Annotated in this window: 11 protein-coding genes; 7 read left to right on the forward strand and 4 right to left on the reverse strand. The window is 40.1% G+C overall.

Going from position 1 to position 17,205, the window contains the following annotated elements; all coding sequences use genetic code 11:
* Positions 1-10: 10 nt before the first annotated feature.
* Positions 11-1,744 (reverse strand): tetratricopeptide repeat protein, encoded by a 1,734-nt coding sequence (locus tag NBH06_RS00460; RefSeq protein WP_147401620.1) that lies wholly within the window; start codon positions 1,742-1,744, stop codon positions 11-13.
* Between the two features lie 113 nt (positions 1,745-1,857).
* On the opposite strand from NBH06_RS00460, the gene NBH06_RS00465 reads away from it, so the two are divergent.
* Positions 1,858-6,366: a carboxypeptidase regulatory-like domain-containing protein gene (locus NBH06_RS00465; protein WP_250792219.1), complete on the forward strand. Its 4,509-nt coding sequence runs from the start codon at positions 1,858-1,860 to the stop codon at positions 6,364-6,366.
* A gap of 182 nt (positions 6,367-6,548) precedes the next feature.
* Positions 6,549-6,872, forward strand: a complete 324-nt coding sequence (locus NBH06_RS00470) for a DMT family transporter (RefSeq protein WP_250792221.1) — start codon at positions 6,549-6,551, stop codon at positions 6,870-6,872.
* Between the two features lie 115 nt (positions 6,873-6,987).
* On the opposite strand, the gene NBH06_RS00475 is transcribed toward NBH06_RS00470, so the two are convergent.
* Entirely contained in the window at positions 6,988-7,431 is a 444-nt protein-coding gene (locus NBH06_RS00475) for a DUF4186 domain-containing protein (RefSeq protein WP_155012317.1), read from the reverse strand.
* 24 nt (positions 7,432-7,455) lie between these two features.
* On the reverse strand, positions 7,456-7,926 hold the full coding sequence (locus tag NBH06_RS00480; RefSeq protein WP_250792223.1) for a GNAT family N-acetyltransferase: 471 nt from the start codon (positions 7,924-7,926) through the stop codon (positions 7,456-7,458).
* Between the two features lie 404 nt (positions 7,927-8,330).
* Between NBH06_RS00480 and sppA the strand changes: the two genes are divergently transcribed.
* On the forward strand, positions 8,331-10,076 hold the full coding sequence (gene sppA, locus NBH06_RS00485) for a signal peptide peptidase SppA (RefSeq protein ID WP_155012316.1): 1,746 nt from the start codon (positions 8,331-8,333) through the stop codon (positions 10,074-10,076).
* A gap of 5 nt (positions 10,077-10,081) precedes the next feature.
* Positions 10,082-11,182 (forward strand): tetraacyldisaccharide 4'-kinase, encoded by a 1,101-nt coding sequence (gene lpxK / locus NBH06_RS00490; protein WP_250792225.1) that lies wholly within the window; start codon positions 10,082-10,084, stop codon positions 11,180-11,182.
* A gap of 81 nt (positions 11,183-11,263) precedes the next feature.
* On the opposite strand, the gene NBH06_RS00495 is transcribed toward lpxK, so the two are convergent.
* A complete protein-coding gene (locus NBH06_RS00495) occupies positions 11,264-13,642 on the reverse strand; it encodes a TonB-dependent receptor (protein WP_250792226.1) in 2,379 nt (792 codons plus the stop codon).
* Between the two features lie 118 nt (positions 13,643-13,760).
* On the opposite strand from NBH06_RS00495, the gene NBH06_RS00500 reads away from it, so the two are divergent.
* From NBH06_RS00500 to NBH06_RS00510, 3 genes are all read left to right on the forward strand, one after another.
* Positions 13,761-15,335 (forward strand): beta-N-acetylhexosaminidase, encoded by a 1,575-nt coding sequence (locus NBH06_RS00500; RefSeq protein ID WP_250792228.1) that lies wholly within the window; start codon positions 13,761-13,763, stop codon positions 15,333-15,335.
* A gap of 170 nt (positions 15,336-15,505) precedes the next feature.
* A complete protein-coding gene (locus NBH06_RS00505) occupies positions 15,506-16,072 on the forward strand; it encodes an RNA polymerase sigma-70 factor (RefSeq protein ID WP_250792230.1) in 567 nt (188 codons plus the stop codon).
* 116 nt (positions 16,073-16,188) lie between these two features.
* On the forward strand, positions 16,189-17,202 hold the full coding sequence (locus NBH06_RS00510; RefSeq protein WP_250792232.1) for a FecR family protein: 1,014 nt from the start codon (positions 16,189-16,191) through the stop codon (positions 17,200-17,202).
* The last annotated feature ends 3 nt before the right edge of the window (positions 17,203-17,205 follow it).

The following is a 17,205-nucleotide window of genomic DNA, read 5'->3' on the forward strand; positions in this document are numbered from 1 at the left end:
TCCAAGTATATTAAATACCTCTCAAAAAATCTTCGAGCGACTCTTTCCCCAAATTCAACTTTTGTCTCAAACGATAACGATTTTTCTTAACGCTCTCAGGTTGTAAAGAGAGCATTTGGGCTATATGTTTATTTTCCATACCTGTACGGATATATGCACATAAACGAAGCTCCCCTTCGGTAATAGATGGACACAAAGTCTTCAACCGAACAAAGAAATCGGGATGTACCTTTACAAATTGCATTTTAAAGAAATCCCATTCATCGTCGGTCCCCAAGTGCATTCTTATATTGTTACTAATTTGCAAAGCCGTGTTCGATTGAATATTTCCGGCATCTTTTTCTTTTTCCAATTCATCGACAAGAGATTTCAATACTTGGTTCTTCTCCATGATGATCAACGAATTGGAGGCAAGCTCCCTATCTTTGTACTCCAATTCCACTTTGAAACAATTATTCTGCAACATCTCATTCTCCAACCGAGTCACCAATTCTTTATTTTCCAACTCTTTCAATTGTTTCTTTATCTTCTCCTCCCTACTCTTTTTCCAAAATATATAACAAACCAATGCGGCAATACAAAGTATGAATGCACAAACGACAAGAATCAAAACGAACCGGAACCTGCCTCTTTCTTCCGCCTGCTGCAATTCGAGTTCCTGTTTCTCTATGGCCGCCCGGCTTTCCATACGTCTAATTTCAGCCAAACTGTTTACTTGGTCCAACGAATCTTTATATTGTTCATACCTGTTCAAATAAACATAAGCACTGTCCTCCTGCTGTATGGCAGCAAAACATTCCGACATATTCTTTATGACAGGAACGATGAGGTCGATATTCCGAATATTCACTCTACGGCATGCCTTTCTATAATAATACAAAGCACTATCCTGTCTATGATTATTTTGGTAAAAACGCCCCATAAAACACTCCGACTGAATCAACAGTCTTTTATTCGCAAATTCGGTAGACAATCGATACGCTTCTGAAACATATTTTTTACTCAGAGGTACATCATGTTCAGTCAACAATAACAAAGTATTGATATAGAAAGACGTATCTTCAACACAAACAGGATTTTCCAACAGTTTATAAAGAATTTTTTCGGCCTGCACCTCTTCATTCATCGAATATAAAACATTCGAAATATTCAACTGGTTTTTTGCCCGATAAACCGGCTTATTCAGTTTCTTATAATAAGAATCTGCTTTCTGCAAATACTCCAACGCCTTAGGATAATCTTTCAGGCGACTCAGTATGTTTCCCATATCGATATAAGCATGAGCCAACATGAACAGATTGTTCGTCCGGGCATAATACTCCGATATTTTCTTTAAATTCTTATAAGCAACATGCGGCTGATTTTTATGCATAATTGTCCATAAATGAAAAACACGCATATAATCATAAACATAACGTATGGAATCTACCTGCTGATAGGCCTCATCAATTAAATGAATTGTAGAATCGGAATTGTTCTTTTTAAGCTGCGACCTTGCATCCCAAAATTTAGCTCGCCACAGGTACACCGTTTCTTTATGGTGAGCTCGGGCTATGGTATATAATTCCTGTATCAACGAATCCCGATAATAAATACTATCGGTAGATATAAATTCCAATTCAAGCACATCTGCAATCGAATCGAATGTATTATCGATAGGCTTCCAATACGTCCCTATAACCTCACGCCCCCAAAAGTTAAAGGAATATAACCATAAACAAACGAATAAAAAACCTCTTTTCATGATACAAATATACGAAAAATGCCATCTGTCCACCGATTGTCCATTCTTTTTTTTCGAGAAAAGCAGCATATTAGTTTACATTTGTATATTAAAACTAAAAAATAGTGGTTAATATGAGAAAAGAAAAACTTTTTCATTTATTAGTATTATTAGGATTTACCTTATTATCCATGACCATCTCTGCCCAAACCGACAGTCGTGATGTTTACGGTTGGCTGAGATATGACGATTACAACCAAGACGAATACGGTATTTGTAAATTCAAAACCGATGCGGCCGATGACATTCAACCCGTATGGCCTTACGACCAAGCAAGAGTAGCCTGTGCAGGTGCATTCGCCGAAGGATTCTATTATGTTTATCTATATGAGACCGACGGTTATAATGCCACCCCTTACTCATTCAATCGCATAGATCTTTCCACCGGAGAGTCCACACAGGTCGCAGATTATAGAGGTATGCCATTTTTATTTCAGGATATGACATACGACTATTCGACCCAAACCATGTATGCCATCGGGTATGATGAAAGCGTCTATACAACGCTGCTATTGAAAGTAAATCTGACCACCGGAGAAACGACCATTGCAGGAGAGATAGGCGAAAGCAAATATGTAGCCTTAGCCTGTTCTTATGAAGGTCAATTATATGCCATCGATGTAGACTATGGAGATTTATGGAGTATCGATAAATTTACGGGGGCAGCCACAGACATCGGCTATACCGGTGAACGGGTAAGCGAGGATCTTCAATCTATGGAGTTCGATCACGAAACAAATACTCTTTATTGGGCCGGATATAATTTTTGGGGAACGATAGATACCTCTACGGGAGCAGCAGAAGGGATTAGTAAATTAGGGAACTATGCACAAGTCGTAGGACTTTATATACCCTTCAAAAAAACGAATCCTAATGCTCCTGCCGAAATCTCGGATTTACAAATCACACCGGGAGCTAATGGAGAATTATCTGCCGAATTGAGTTGGACAAATCCATCTTTAACTTTCGGAGGGAATAAACTAACCAACTTAACAAAGATAGAAATTTATAGAAACGAACAACTCGTTCACGAAATCACAAACCCGGCAATCGGAGAAAAAAGTAATTGGCAAGATACCGGAATACAACAAAATGGATCGGTCGTATATCGAATTACCGCAATCAATAACGAGGGAACAAGCAGCACCACGGCACAATCAATATTCATAGGACGTGACGTACCGGCAGCTCCTTCCCAACTATCATTGATTGTCCTCGATGAAAACAGAGCAAAGATAACATGGACTACTCCACAAACCGGTGCAAACGGAGGTTGGATAGATGCCTCTGCTCTCACCTATAAAATTACTCGTCTTCCGGATTCTATCGTTGTAGCCGAAACTACGACCGGTAATGAATACATAGATAATTCCATCACAAAACTAAATATCTATTCTTATCAGATACAAGCCATTACTCTCGATGGCGCAGGTCCAACCGCAACCACGGACAGGCTTGTCATGGGTCCGGCATTAACTGTACCTTACCGATGTAATTTCGCGACAGACGACCAATTCGCTCTCTGGAATGTGATCGACGCCAATAATGACGAATACACATGGAAACGGGAAACGACTCTTGCAGCCGCTTATTATTACTATAATGAAGATGGAGAAACCGGGGGAGACGATTGGTTGGTTTCTTCGCCGATTCATTTGGAAAAAGACAAAATCTATCGCTTAAAGTTTAAATTACAATCCTATGACGTAGGTTATCCCGAAAAGGTCGCCGTACATCTGGGTACAGGAGCTTCTGTCGCTGAACAGACGACCTTACTCGGCGACTACGAAATCGAAAGCAATACATTCGTCGAATATAAAGTCATTCTCCCCGAAAAGTTGGAATCAGGAAATTATCACATTTCTTTCCATTGCCACTCTGAGCCGTACATGTTTATCCTTTATGTAACCGACGTCTTATTAGAAGAAGTCAGCGAAGGGGTCTTATCGGGTGTCGTAACAAACGGACAAACACCTTTGGAGGGCGTGGAAGTAACCATAAAAGACGCTGAAACCAAATGCACTACCGATGAAAAAGGTTTCTATGAATTTAAAGAACTGGAAGCAGGGAACTATACATTGACGTTCAATAAAACAGGTTACCGCTATATCGAACAGAGCGATATAATCGTCGAAATGGGAGATACCGCGAAAATAAATACGACGTTGGAGGAACTGCCTACTTATTCCGTAAGCGGTAAAATAGTAAACAGTAAAAACGAACCTATCAGTCATGCGAAAGTATCGATAACCGGATATACCGATTACTCGACAGAATCCGGTTCCAACGGTACATTTATATTCCCACAAGTATATCAATCCAACCTATACGCACTAACCATCGAACGTTACGGGTTAAGCAACGATACACTGACTCTGAACGTAGAGAACAGTAATATCGTTTTAGACGACATCATACTAAAAGACAAGCCTCTGCCACCCTATTCATTGCAAGCTGAAATTCAGGGAGAACAGGTAAAATTAGAGTGGAAAGAACCTATGGATACCCGTTTATTCCGTCACGATAACGGGATACATGGTGGAAGACTCGGGACAACAGGATCGACAGTAAAAAGTGTATATGGTTCGGTATTCAGAACACCGACCAAGCTAACCGGAATGACATGGTTCACAGAAAATTACCTTACCACACATCATACGGTCAATATTTTTGTGTTCGATTTAGATGCCGAAGGAGAGCCCACTTCGACCATCTTATACTCTCAAACGAATGTTCCCAACAAAGATATGGAATGGAGCAGCTTTGAATTCCCGGAACCGATAAATGCACCGAATGGATACATGTTGGCTCTCAGCTATGAAGGCCACGTCGGATTAGGACTCGATACAGGCGAAGGACCCGACTATCCGTTTGCCGAAAAAACAAATTGTTTTTCAGAAGATTACACGACTGGAAAGTTCACTTATACGGAAGAACACGATATCAAACGTTCTCTGATGATTCGCGGTATCGGTATTCTGAGCGGTGAAGACGAATTACCGCCTGCCACGACAGATAAAAAATACCAAGTATGGAGACTAACCACCGAACAGAAAGATACTCCGGAACAATGGGAATTATTAACTGCCGAAACAGTAGAGGCATATTCCTATACCGATACAAATTGGAGTTCCTTGAAACAAGGATTTTATCATTATGCAGTCAAAACCGTTTACAATAACGGAGAAATCGTTTCGCCGGCAGCATTCACGCAAGCGTTAACGAAAGATATGTACACTCAGATCACTCTCAATATAAAAACGAACACTCCTACCAACGAAGCGAAAGGAGCCCAAGTAGTTCTGACAAATATTGATAGAAACAGCGAACATATATACACCGGTACAACCGATGCTTCGGGTAAAATCGTCTTCTCCAATATATGGAAAGGAACTTACGATATAAACATTTCATTAAAAGGTTTCAATAACTACACAGCCGAATCCGAAGACTTTTCCACTGAAAACAGTTACGAAAAATCTGGTTACATATTACAAGAATATATCGTCAATCCATTCAATCTCGAAGTGGTGAAAACCGACAATGAACAGGAGCGCATATTCAAATGGAACGTGTCGGAACATCTTTTCGACGATTTCGAAACTCATACCGATTTTGTTATCAACTCGGCTGGAAACATAGGCTGGACTTATATCGACGGTGACGGTCAAGAAACTTATGGAATCGACGACGTAGACTACATCAATGCGACTCTTCCGAAAGCCTATATGATCTTTAACCCATACGCTACCGACCCCAACATCGCACTTTTCGATTCCAATATCAGACCACGTAGCGGAGAAAAATACTTAGCTTCATTCCCTGCACGTCCAGGTGCGAACAATGACTTTATCATTTCTCCCGAACTGAACTTCAATCGAGACTTTATATTGAAGTTTTATGCCAAGAGTTATACGGAAGATTATGGTAAAGAGTTGATGAACGTAGGATATTCGGTCTCCGGTAATGACGCAACCGATTTCATCTGGCTGAACGGAGAAAACCCGATAGAAGTTCCGATGGGAAATTGGACGGAATATAAATATACCATTCCTGCCGAAGCCAAATATATAACGATTAACTGCGTCTCCAATAATATTTTCATCTTTATGGTCGACGATATATTCATCGGAGTAGAGTTACCAGAAGGAGTCGATTTAAACAACATGAAAGAAAATATCTCTTTCGAAGTCTATTTAGATGGTGAAAAAATCAACACGACCCAACAGAGCAATTATCTGTTCTCCGGTCTGAATAAAGGTAAACATAAAGCAGGTGTGAAAGCTGTCTTTTCTTCGGTAACGACTCCTATGACAGAAATAGAGTTTGATGTAGAAGAAGGTAACGGAATAGAAGAAAACCAATTAAACGGCAGAACGATTCACCCCAATCCGGCAAAAGAGACAGTAACAGTTTCCGGTGAATATGACTACTTGTCCATATTCGATATATCCGGGAATGAAAAGTCTCGTTATTTTTACGGGGAAACAATAAGCGTACGGAACCTGCCATCGGGTATCTACATCGTCAGAATCGTTTCCGGCAGCCAAACCGAGGTAACCAAATTGGTCGTGACTAAATAATAATTTTCTAATTATATTTCGAAGAATCCCGATACATCGTTATGTATCGGGATTTTTTTACTACGTTCGATATCATTCATCATTAATCGTCAAAAACTTATTTCACTTCTTATCAAATGTAAAGTAAAAATAGGCGGGACTGGAATAACTTTGCACCGTTTTCAAATTAACCTCTCGATTTTATGACGAACTGGATTATTTTGATTGTAGCAGGATTCTTCGAATCGTGTTTCGCTTTTTGCTTAGGAAAAATGAAAGGAGTTGTAGGCCTCGAATATTACTTTTGGGGCATAGGTTTTCTAGCTTGTCTGGCTCTAAGTATGATACTTCTGGCCAAAGCCATACAGACAATTCCTATCGGCATGGCCTACCCTGTATGGACAGGAATCGGCGCTGTCGGTACGGTGATAGTAGGCATCGTCTTTTTCCATGAACCTGCAACTTTCGGTCGACTGTTTTTCGTTACGACATTAATTGCATCAATCATAGGTCTGAAAATGGTTTAATTAGAAATAAATAGTAATATATGTTCAAAGAGATAATGGCTGCCACCGAACACAACAACCTTAAATCGATACAGACAAAAAATAAATGAGAAATAAACTACAACCGTGTTCTTTACTATTCTCCGAGCTGTCGTTTTATCCACTCCATCACCACAGCCACGGCATAATGTTGTTCCTCATCGGTCAATTCTCGACCGGCCGGTATACGATGCCATTTTTCGAAACAACCTCGGCAACAACACCCGGTGGCATGTTGAGCTATAAATACGGGATGCCCGCGCATGGGAGTTTGTTTACCATCGTTGGGAATCACGGCCGGAGCCAATCGTTTACGAATAAAATCGGCGGCATGACGGGCAATCGTATCCACTCCTTTTTCTTTCAGATACACTATTTCCTTAGTCGTTAAACGAAATTTGCTGCGAAACCGGGACTGTGAAAGTCGTTCGAAAAGGTCTCCCCAATCATAGGAATTGGGTAAAGCCTCTGTTTTTTCGACAGAAGTCGATTCTGGGAATAACTCACCGCAGAAAAAATCGCTTCCTTTAACCTTCTTCATGAAACAAAAACGACAGATGTTGACCTACAAAATCATCTCCATTCCTACTTTTTGCGGTTTTAAACCACACTTTTCATAAAACGCCATAGCCGGTTCGTTGCAACACCACACATTTAAAGTGACATTGTAACACCCTTGTTCCTTAGCCAACCGAACCACCGCATCATAAATCACTTTACCCACACCATTGCCCCGTTGGCCTTCATCGACACACAAATCGTCGATATACAGAGTCTTTATGTCCGTGAGAATATGACTATCCCGATGTTGCTGAAAAATACAAAACGCATATCCCAAGACTCTATCTTTATCATCTGCCGCTACCAAAACCGGGGTATCGCAATCGGACATAATTTTTCTTAATTCTTCATCTGTATATTTTTTCTTCCCGGATTTAAATAAATCGGGGAGTCCTCGATGATGAATACTATTTACTTGTACCAAAAGTTTGTTTATCTGCTCTATATCCTTTTCTTCTGCAAACCTTATTATCATTGTGCTTATACTTTTTTTCATTACGAAGATACTGATTCTTGAATATAAAGAGAAATGTCACCGCCCCCAAAAATCTATCTTTCTCCAATCTCGTGGCACATATCACTCTGCGGAACAATCATCGAAGAATCAATAAAAAGGATATATTTCACTAATAATCAAACCAGTACAAATAAAAATTCATAAATATCAATCAAAATAAATACCCAAGAGCAAAGTATAATATATAGATTTTATCGAAAAACGATAATTATTTATTGATTTTCTTTTTGAATTAAAATTTTATATGTATGTTTGCACCATATTAAGAATGAAAGATAAACCAGTTACAATCCTTTTTATTCACAAAAAATCTATCTTTGTAAAAATAGAATGAAACAAACAATAAATAAAAACAAGGAACAATGAAAAAATTTTTCACCACGACATTCGCCTGCGTATTGGGCGTAATGATTGCAGGAATATTATTAACATTATTGTCCATCGCCGCATTAACCGGAATGGCGGTTTCGACAGAAACCGAATACACAGCGAAACCAAACACTATCATGAAATTGGATTTAGGTATCGTTACCGACCGTAGCCAAGAAGATTTCATGAGCGTTTTGTTTGGGAACCAACAAAAAACAGACGGTCTTGACAACATCATTAAAGCTATAAAAACAGCCAAGACAAACCCGAACATTGCCGGCATATACATCGATGCTAACGGCTCTTCCCTCGGTGTTGCCACTCTCGACCGCATACACCGGGCTCTGAAAGATTTCAAAGAGAGCGATAAATTCATCTATGCTTATGCCGACGACTACACACAACGCGAATATCTACTGAGTGCGGTAGCCGACAGTGTCGTTCTAAATCCGGTAGGAGCTATCGATTTCAGAGGGCTGGCAAGTCAAATAATGTTTGTAAAAGGGCTTTACGATAAATTGGGTATCGAAGTCCAAGTCCTAAAAGTAGGAACATACAAATCGGCAGTAGAACCTTATATCAACACGCAAATGAGTGAAGCGAACCGCGAGCAGACGATGGCCTACATGACTCCTATTTGGAATCATCTTCTCGAACAACTTTCGCAAGACCGAGACATATCGGTGGACCAGCTGAACAATCTGGCCGACACTCTATTGGTGACAGTCGATGCCAAAGAATTAATTGCCAAAGGATTGGTCGATACGTTAATGTACCGTCCTCAAATGAACGAATTTCTGAAAGCCAAAGTGGGAATAGATAAAGACGATGATTTAATCTTCGCATCAATCAACGAAGTAGCATCGATCAAGCAAGCCCCAAATAAAGCCAAAGACGAAATTGCTATCGTCTATGCCGAGGGAGGCATCGATATGGGTGAAACCAACGGAGTGAACACCGCCAAGCTGGTCGAAGATTTAACCAAAATACAAAACGATAAAAACGTAAAAGCAGTTGTTCTCCGGGTTAATTCTCCGGGTGGAAGTGCTTATGGTTCGGAACAAGTATGGGCTGCTATCGAAGCTATTAAAGCTGCTGGAAAACCAGTAGCCGTATCGATGGGCGATGTCGCTGCATCGGGTGGATATTACATCTCTTGCAATGCCGACCGTATCTTTGCAAATCCCACTACATTGACAGGCTCGATCGGCATTTATGGCCTAATCCCTAACTATAAAGGTTTATTGACTGGTAAATTAGGCCTTACATTCGACGGCGTACAAACCAATAAATATGGTAATTTCCCCTCGGTAAGCCGGGCTATGACAACCGATGAACATCGGCAAATGCAACAATACATAGAACGAGGCTACGAATTATTCACCACTCGTTGCGCCGAAGGCCGTGGCATGAGCATCGAGGCAATCAAAAAAATCGCCGAAGGTCGTGTGTGGGACGGTGCAACAGCCCTCGAAATAGGTCTGGTCGATGAATTGGGAGATTTGGATGCTGCTATCGAATGGGTTGCTCAAAAAGCCAAACTCGACAAATATAAAACAAGTGCTTATCCAAAACAAAAAACGGCTATGGAACAATTAATGGACGAGCTGGGAATGAATGTTCGCTCAAAAATAGCCGCTTCTTATTTAGGTGAAAATTATAAATATTTCAAAGCGTTGGAGCAATGTCAAAATATAGATCCCGTACAATACCGTATGGAAGACATTGAGCTCTACTAAGTCTTATGTACGGAAAATCGGTTAAGATAAACCATTGGCTCATTCCGGTCAGTTGGCTATATGGACTCGGAGTAGAGATTAGAAACAAACTCTTCGACTGGGGCATTCTCCCGGCCGAAGAGTTTGACATACCCGTCATATCAGTAGGCAACCTTGCCGTAGGAGGGACAGGCAAAACGCCTCACATCGAATACCTGATCGAATTACTCGGTCATAAATATCATATTGCCGTACTCAGCAGAGGATACAAACGAAAAAGCAGAGGATTCATATTGGCCGATGACAAGTCTACCGCCCGTGAAATAGGAGACGAACCTTACCAGATAAAAAGAAAATACCCCAATATAACCGTCGCGGTAGATGCCAATCGCCGTCGAGGTATCAAACAATTAAAAAAACAAATACCCGACATCGATGTGATTCTACTCGACGATGCTTTCCAACATCGCTATGTTACGCCGTTGTCCTCGATAGTATTGACCGACTACAATAGAGCTTTACATCTCGACAAACTATTACCGGCGGGACGATTACGTGAATCTCGACACGAATTGTCGAGAGCCAATATGGTCATCGTAACCAAGTGTCCAATAGATATGAAACCTATTGAATATAATATTATATCTCGTTGGTTACACCTGTTTCCCTACCAAAATCTATATTTCTCCACTCTTTCTTACGGTCATCTGCAAGCAGTATTCCCCGATACTGCCACAGGAGAAATATCGCTAAAAGATATATCGAGAAAAGACGGATTGATGGTAGTAACCGGAATCGCCAACCCGGCTCCCATGCTGCAATACATCTCTCATTTTCACGACCTGCGAGAAAAGTTACTTTATCCCGATCATCATAACTTTACTTCGAACGATCTGAACGATATAACGACACGATTTTCGGCCTTGAAAGGAGAGAAAAAATACATCATCACCACAGAAAAAGATGCAGCGAGACTACGATCGGTCCCATTCGATGACGCAATAAAAAAAGCGCTCTATTTTCTTCCGATACATGTTCGTTTCATGCAACATACCGGAACATCATTCGATGAAAAAATTTCAGACATAATCTATAAGAACCGCAGATCGAAACAAGTGAAAAAATAACTTCGAAGCCGTATCGAGTTTTTTTATGTCAGATTAAGATCATCGCACAAAATATCTATCTACAAAAATTAAAACAGCTTCTTAAAACTCCACGGTAATTCCCAACGTCGGCAGAATCACTCCGCTTTGTTGGGCGATGTATTTCATGCGATACCGTTCTGTCCCGTCATTATCCACATATTTTTCACCCGTGCTTATCAATACCGGAGGATTATCGTATTTAAAATTCAGCACATTCTGTAAATCTACATAAAATCCCAACATCACACCTTTGAAATAAAACGACTTATCCACTCTGATATCAGCCTCATAGAAAGTTTTCAAACGTCCTGTATTATACCGGTCATAATCATAATAAGGTCTAGCCGTGGCATCCCACGCCAGAACAAGAGACGAAGTATACTCATCATAAGGAGTATATGGAGCCCCTCCCATCAACCTGAATTTCAATCCTATATCCCAGTTTTTAGGTAACTTATACGTCCCGGACAAAGTAAAAAGATGACGATAATCCCATGCCGACGGTATATAAATCCCGGTTGCCGGATCCTCGAACTGACTACGATACCATGTATAAGAAGCCAATGCCGTAAACCGTCCCATACCAAACCAACGGAGCATCACTTCCAAACCATAGGCTCTGCCTCGCGCAGTCGAGCTTGCCGCCTCATTACCCGACACACCGTAGTCCGTCCCCTTACAGGCCAATGGAATACTATCCCTTAGAGACAACGGTGAATGAGTATATTTTTTATAAAACCCTTCAACCGTCAAACGTGCCCACTTGTTGATATAATACTCCACTCCAACGACAGCTTGGTCGGAACAAATATATTTCAATCTCGATTTATTTATCAAAACATTATCCTCTTGATACCCCATTGTCGTATATGCCGGTAGCTGATAAAACCGACCTATGCTACCATTCAAAAAGAAATTCCCTATCAAATTATACGAAAGCGACAACCGGGGAGAAAATTGCTTGAAAGGATTATCCGTCAAAGAAGAATAATTACAAGCATCGAGACGAAATCCAAATGAAGCCGAAAAACGATCGTCGGCCGACTTATATCCAGAAGTTGCGAAGATACCCCATTTGAACAAACCCAAATCCGTTTTATATCTTATTTCCTTAGGGATATCGGTAAATGCACGTTGAAACGTATTATTCCTATAAACGGCATAATCGACATTAAATCCTGCGGTCAAATCAAACAGCCCCACCAATGACCTGTTCTCGAACCTCAAATGATTTTCAATCTCGTCCGATTTAAGCCTCAAAGTCAGATTATCGGTAGAAGATTCATCATTATCCCTATACTTAATATTACTGTTATTCATAAAACTACGGCTCAACACGACCGTCTGTGTATGATTACCCGAATAATGCTTATAGACTGCACCCAGAGTATAGGTATTCTGTTTAATGGTAGGCAAATAGTTCAACAGATATTGTTTCGATTCATCTTCGGGATCCGTTTCCGTGTTTAACTTCATATCGTCTATCGCGCCCAATCCCAAGACCGTAAGCTCATGTTCCTGTGAAAAACGAGTCTTTACCTTGAACTGAGCGTCGGTATAACGGGGCAAAAACGGCATATCGAGCAAGGAAAACAGTAGTTGCAAATAAGACTGCCTTACTGAAACGATATAAGTCGTTTTATTCCCAATATGTCCTTTCGAGGTCAAAGCCAACTCCGAAGCTCCGACGGTTCCTTTAAAAGTATATTTATCGGGAGTACCATCGAGCAGTTTAAAATCGAATACAGAACTTAAAGCATTTCCCCGACTCACAGGAAAAGCCCCCGTATAGAAATTGACCTCACGGATAAGATCGGCATCGATAATCCCAACCGGTCCTCCCGATGCCCCTTGTGTGCTGAAATGGTTGATATTAGGTATCTCTACCCCGTCTAAGAAAAACTTATTTTCCGAAGGACCTCCACCCCTTATCATCAAATCATTCCTGTACCCGTTTCCCACAGCCGAAGCCACACCGGGAAAAGAATTTACGACTTTCGAAATATCCCGGTTTGCGCCCGGACTTTTTTCTATCTCCTGCACACCGATAACCCTCATAGCGATAGGACTCTCTATCGAACTTCTAAACGGAGCGGCCACAACACTTACCTCGCTTAAAGCCACCTGCGATTCTTCCAACGCTATATCAAGCGTATAATCATAAGACGATATACGAAACTCAGGAGAGACATAAGTTTTATATCCGACAGAAGAAACCTGTATGCGGTACATTCCCGGAGATAAATTTCCAATGAAATAATTACCCAAAGAATCGGTCATCGTCCCCATCGGAGTATTCCAAATACCCACACTGACAAAGGGCAATCCCTCACCCGTTGCACGAGACGTCACGACTCCTTTTACAGAATACGTTTGAGCTCCATAAGCCGAAATAAATACAAAAAAGAGAAAGACAAAAAGTGTATGCAACCGCAACATAAACAATCCTTTTTTAAGAGTACAAAGATAAATATATTTTTGTTCTCGATTCAAAAAAGAAAATAACCGATTACGTACGTTCAAAAAATTATCCGTATAAATAAAAAACAATAGTACCATGAAAAATTTATCAAATTTCAATCTGCTGATTATCATTTTATTATTCTCGTCTTGCCGACAACAGCCCTTTACAGGAACAGTCCACATAATCCCCTACCCCAACCAAATCGCCATCGGAACTCAATATAGGCCAATAGGGAAAAACTTATCGATTTACCTATCTCCCGAAAGTGGAATGGACAAAGATTATATCGAAGACCTCTTGTCCGATACCGGTGTCAAATGTAAGTTTACTAATTTTAAATGGATAGCCGATTTAATGTTCGACATAGAACCCGATACAATCGGCCTAGAAGGCTATCGGCTCGTATCCAACGACTATGGAACAAAAATTACGGCCTCCGATACAAAAGGTCTATTCTATGGATTACAGACATTCAGACAACTAATAACATCTCAAAACAATACGCTTGTTATTCCGTTCGTCGAAATAGCCGATAGCCCTAAATTTCTCTGGCGGGCTCTCATGCTGGACGAAGGCCGTTATTTCAAAGGAAAAGAAGAAGTTAAAAAGCTATTGGACGAAATGGCTCGTCTCAAAATGAATACGTTTCATTGGCATTTGACCGACGATCAAGGGTGGCGAATCGAGATAAAAAAATATCCGTTACTGACCAAAATCGGAGGGAAACGAGCTTCTACCCAAATAGGGAACTGGAACAGTAACATTTACGATGGAAAAGTACACGAGGGATTTTATACACAAGAAGAAATCAAAGAAATAATAGACTATGCAGCCAAGCGACAAATAACTATCGTTCCCGAAATCGAAATGCCGGGGCATGCTTCTGCGGCTATTGCAGCTTATCCCCAGTTAGGAACAGAAAAACAATCTATCAAGGTTCCTACACGCTTCGGAGTACAATACCATGCTTATAACGTCGCCGATCCCAAAGTCATACAATTTATAAAAGATGTTTTAGACGAAGTATGTAACCTTTTCCCCTCGGAAACAATTCACATCGGAGGAGACGAAGTCAAATACGACCAATGGAAAAAATCGGCACAGGTACGTAATTTCATGAAAGAACAGAATATAAAAACACCTGCCGATCTCCAAATATGGTTCACAAATACCATTTCCCATTACCTGGAAAGCAAAAAAAAGCACATGATGGGCTGGAATGAAATTACCGGAGTTAAAATACACGATTACACCGATTTTGAGGATGCAGCCTCCGGAGCATCGCTTGCAGAAGGAACCATCGTACATTTTTGGAGAGGAGACCCTTCTTTGATCAAACAAACAGTCAAAAAAGGATACCAAGTGGTTAACTCCTATCACGAATATACCTACCTCGATTATGACACGGCATACACTTCTCTCGAAAAAGCATACCATTTCGATCCTTTGGCGGGTATCACCGGAAAAGAAACGGATTTAATTATCGGAATAGGAGCCCAAATGTGGGGAGAATGGATACCTACCCCTTCGGACATGTACCGTAAATTATATCCTCGTATAGCGGCTTTTGCCGAATGTGGCTGGACCTCACCTTCAAATAAATCATGGAAACGTTTTAATCAAGCGGCCTACAAAGAAAATCTCCGTTGGGAACAATTATACCAATAAATATTAATATTTATTCTAAAAAATCCACATAGGTAATTATTGATTTATCTATGTAGATTTTTTAGAATTATAAAACTTCATTCTTTTCATTCCTTAAATATTGTTTTTCTATCATTTTTTACCGTAATTTGATGCCGATAAAACAAGCTGCTCCTCGACAGCATCACTTTATGCAAATCACCAGTCAACAAATAGAAGAGATACGTGCAGGCAAAATCAAAACATTCGAGATTTTGTTCAACGCATATTATCCTCAGGTTAAAAGCTTTGCATTCGGTATGATAAAAGATCAATACGAAGCCGAGGAAATAGCACAAAATGTATTCTTAAAGTTGTGGTCCAATCGGGAAAAACTCTCGTCCGACAACACTTTGAGCAGTTACATATTCACCATCGTACAAAATGAAGTTTACGACTTTTTTCGAGAAAAACACTATTCGCTCGGATACCAAGAAAAAATGTTGTCTACTCCACAAAATTTACAATACGAAATCGATTCGGAATATAACATCAAAGAAATAAAATCCATTGTCAATCGCACGTTGCAAAACATGCCTCCGCAACGGAGGACAATATACCAAATGAGCCGAGAACAATTCCTAAGCAATGACGAAATCGCCAAAACCCTCGGTTTATCCAAACGTACGGTAGAAAAACACATCAGTCTCGCATTGGCTACCATAAAAAAAAATTTAGGAGACTTCCTTTTCTGGCTGTTTATATTCTTTATTAAATAAATAGCTGTTATCTCCTATCGTCATTTTCTTTCCGATAAAGATTTATATTAATTTTTTTTCACGGTCGTTACGTGTGTAATTTCCTTCAATCGTATAATATTATATAAGATAAAATTATGCAGAATCCAACTCCAACCAGACAAGAACTATCCAGTTATTTTTTCGACCGGAGCACGCCCCAAATAAGCAATAAGGTCGAACGTTGGTTTTTCAAGAACGGTAACAGCCAAGAAGCCAAAAAGTTATTATTCTCCTTATGGGAAGAATTGGAAGATACTACATCATCTACTTCTCCCGAAGAGATACAAGCCGCTTTCGAGCAATTCAAAGCCCGACTACTAAGCTCCGCACCCCAAGAAAACAAGTCTAAAAAACCAAACTTGTTTCTCTGGATACAACGTATTGCGGCAATCCTCATTCTCCCTCTGATTATATTTTCGGGGTACTTATTCTATCAACACCAAAAAGAAGAAAACATAGTGTGGATAGAAAAAAGTGCCGGATATGGCGACATCAAACATATCACTTTGCCCGATAACACCACTGTATGGTTGAATGCCGGCAGCACTATTATTTACCCCGAAGAGTTCATCGGCCGTTTCCGGCAAATATTCTTTACGGGAGAAGGTCATTTTTCTGTGGCAAAAAATAAAGAAAAACCATTCATCATTAAATCGAACGAAAGCAGTATAGAAGTTTTAGGAACCCAATTCAATTTAAAATCGTACAGCAACGACAACAGAATAGAAGTAGCCCTTCTCGATGGATCGGTAGCGTTCTGTTATCCGAGTACGACAGACCAAGAAATGAAATGTATCCTCTCTCCGGGCGAACAAGTTTATTACAATCGCACAACCCACAATCTGGAAAAGAAAAATTTTATCCTATCCGACTATTCTTCATGGAAAGATGGAAAATACTATTTCAAAAACGAAACATTGGAAAATATTGCCAAACAGTTAGAGCGGAATTTCGATGTCAACATAATTATCAAAAACGATTCACTCAAACAAATTCCTTATCACATGGCATTTGTCAACAACGAAACTTTAGACGACATTCTATCGGCCATGAATTTAGACGGATATTTAACAATCAAACGAGATGGTAAAATCATAGAAATTTATTGACAA

The sequence above is a fragment of the Barnesiella sp. B2-R-119 genome, from assembly GCF_023656675.1.
GTDB lineage: Bacteria > Bacteroidota > Bacteroidia > Bacteroidales > Barnesiellaceae > Barnesiella > Barnesiella intestinihominis.

What these genes read in the sequence shown, in the direction of transcription:
- NBH06_RS00460 (WP_147401620.1), bottom strand. Translation starts at nt 1,744, where the DNA reads ATGAAAAGAGGTTTTTTATTCGTTTGTTTATGGTTATATTCCTTTAAC.
- NBH06_RS00465 (WP_250792219.1), top strand. Translation starts at nt 1,858, where the DNA reads ATGAGAAAAGAAAAACTTTTTCATTTATTAGTATTATTAGGATTTACC.
- NBH06_RS00470 (WP_250792221.1), top strand. Translation starts at nt 6,549, where the DNA reads ATGACGAACTGGATTATTTTGATTGTAGCAGGATTCTTCGAATCGTGT.
- NBH06_RS00475 (WP_155012317.1), bottom strand. Translation starts at nt 7,431, where the DNA reads ATGAAGAAGGTTAAAGGAAGCGATTTTTTCTGCGGTGAGTTATTCCCA.
- NBH06_RS00480 (WP_250792223.1), bottom strand. Translation starts at nt 7,926, where the DNA reads ATGATAATAAGGTTTGCAGAAGAAAAGGATATAGAGCAGATAAACAAA.
- sppA (WP_155012316.1), top strand. Translation starts at nt 8,331, where the DNA reads ATGAAAAAATTTTTCACCACGACATTCGCCTGCGTATTGGGCGTAATG.
- lpxK (WP_250792225.1), top strand. Translation starts at nt 10,082, where the DNA reads ATGTACGGAAAATCGGTTAAGATAAACCATTGGCTCATTCCGGTCAGT.
- NBH06_RS00495 (WP_250792226.1), bottom strand. Translation starts at nt 13,642, where the DNA reads ATGTTGCGGTTGCATACACTTTTTGTCTTTCTCTTTTTTGTATTTATT.
- NBH06_RS00500 (WP_250792228.1), top strand. Translation starts at nt 13,761, where the DNA reads ATGAAAAATTTATCAAATTTCAATCTGCTGATTATCATTTTATTATTC.
- NBH06_RS00505 (WP_250792230.1), top strand. Translation starts at nt 15,506, where the DNA reads ATGCAAATCACCAGTCAACAAATAGAAGAGATACGTGCAGGCAAAATC.
- NBH06_RS00510 (WP_250792232.1), top strand. Translation starts at nt 16,189, where the DNA reads ATGCAGAATCCAACTCCAACCAGACAAGAACTATCCAGTTATTTTTTC.